The following is a 2,043-nucleotide window of genomic DNA, read 5'->3' on the forward strand; positions in this document are numbered from 1 at the left end:
AAAAGTTATGAATACGGGATGCCTGCCTGATAATACTCTCCTTCCCAGTAGAGAATTCTGTGAATACAGTATTTTTCCCGGATCTCATCGATTCGTTGTCGAGTCAGAACCTGGACACTATTCAATACAGGGTTATCTGTTCTAGGGTCCGATTTTTTTATACTGGTATCCCTCGTAAGAAACAACTCCTTTATCTCAGGATATTTTTCGAAATCATCATCAGTAATATTCAATATCGCATATCCGGATTCGTTCCATACGTGGTTGATCGGTTTTTCAGGATATGATGAATAGGTTAATATCATTGACTTACTGTCCAAGATACCGGTGGATTCCACCAAAAGAGGGGCAAATAGTATGAACAGTAAGAGAATGAGGACTGCCAATAATATATACCCATATTTTTTCGCGTGATCGGGGTCTTTGTTCATTGTATATACCTCTAAGATAAATCACACGAGTGCTGCAATGTTATGCTTTACCGCTCTGATGGCACCTGCGTTATCGTGTGTATTATCACCATGATAACTTGGAGATGAATATTCACAGGTATTCGTTGCGCCTAAATAACAACTCCACATGACACTACGTTTCTGAACATTATTTTCAACCCACATGTATGCTTTATTAGTGCCCTGTGAATCTTCATGATTTGCATCGAATATATGTCCTAACTCATGAATAACGCAATATCTTCTTGCATTGAGTGATCCGTCATAGATTAGTCCAATAATAGGAGGATAAATATCAGCAACCATCTGACTCCAAGTATAGCGACACTCATCGTCAGGATACCGTCCATACCCAAAAGACTCACCTTGTTCTATAGCATTTTTATCGTTTCCACCTAAATAGACAGCAATATCTGCATTTTTACTATCCAGATACCATGCTGGAAATTTTTCTCTAAATAATCCAAATGGCTCTGAAGTTTTCCTTGCATCATTGGATAAGTCATGCATTTTTGAATCATCATATTCAGCTACATTCAAAAATACGCCAATATCAGGTCTCTGATACTGATATGCAGCATGATTCATATAGGATTGTGCTGAAGAAACCCAATTCGTCTCTAGTTCATGGAATTCATAATCAGTTGCTACAAGGACATAAACCGTTGCCCAGCTGGATGGAGAATAACTTGACGATAAATCAGATGTGATCGGAAATTTACCTGCATCCGGCAACGTAACTCCCAGCCGGTTTGTATTTTCAGATGATCTTTTTTCAATTTCTGCTATCTGTTCTTCAGTTGGATTTGCAACACCCTTTGATGAATAGATAATGTGCAAAGGATTGTCCGTTTTCAATCCATTTTCCCGTGTTTGAACAGGAACTACATACACCTGCTCATTTTCGAACTCAATGAATCCATGAACAAGAGATTTCCCCATACTTTCATCAAAGGTAAATAATGCAACTGAATTATCCAAACCTTTGATATATCCGTTATAGGAATCAATACCGTCATCAATATTCTCAAAATTAGACCTTTCAAGGATTAAATCATACTCTTTGCCGTATAAATAAACTTTTAAGGAATTTTCCCCCTCTTTGTTTAACTTCACGGTACTGAAAGATACCGCATCATAGGTAAGAACAGTTGACGGGATGTTCAAGATGCCGTATTGTTTTTCTAATTCATCTGTGCCTTTGCTCTCTCGTGTGATGCCTGTTTTTACATCAGTTGTTGCACCATCGATGGAAAAAATAGCGTTCGATAATTCAGGTTGAGATATTTCTTCAATCTGTTCATCAGAACTTGCAATTCCTAAAGCATCTTCTCCTGAGTATGAAAATGCTTCACTTGCACAAACCCCAGGCACAATTACCGTCAGCATGCATAAGCAGACGAATACTAATAGTAGTTTTGATAGAATTTTTATCATTTTACTGTGTTCTCCTCTTCATAAAATTTTTACCGTTGTTGTAACTTCAACAACACTAAAACTACCCTTTCTCCCTCATCTATTATCAATACATTGAGCATAGACTCCAATGCAGAATGTATCCGTCGGAATCGTGAGACAAATAGTGAGAAAA

2 protein-coding genes are annotated in these 2,043 nt (G+C 37.6%); both read right to left on the reverse strand.

Annotation, left to right across the window (positions count from 1 at the left end):
• Positions 1–5: 5 nt before the first annotated feature.
• Positions 6–431, reverse strand: coding sequence for a hypothetical protein (locus tag H575_RS06415; protein WP_042699713.1), 426 nt, complete (start codon positions 429–431; stop codon positions 6–8).
• Positions 432–452: 21 nt separating this feature from the next.
• Positions 453–1,889, reverse strand: a complete 1,437-nt coding sequence (locus H575_RS06420; RefSeq protein ID WP_042699716.1) for a hypothetical protein — start codon at positions 1,887–1,889, stop codon at positions 453–455.
• Positions 1,890–2,043 lie beyond the last annotated feature (154 nt).

The sequence above is a fragment of the Methanocorpusculum bavaricum DSM 4179 genome (assembly GCF_000430905.1).
Lineage (GTDB): Archaea > Halobacteriota > Methanomicrobia > Methanomicrobiales > Methanocorpusculaceae > Methanocorpusculum > Methanocorpusculum parvum.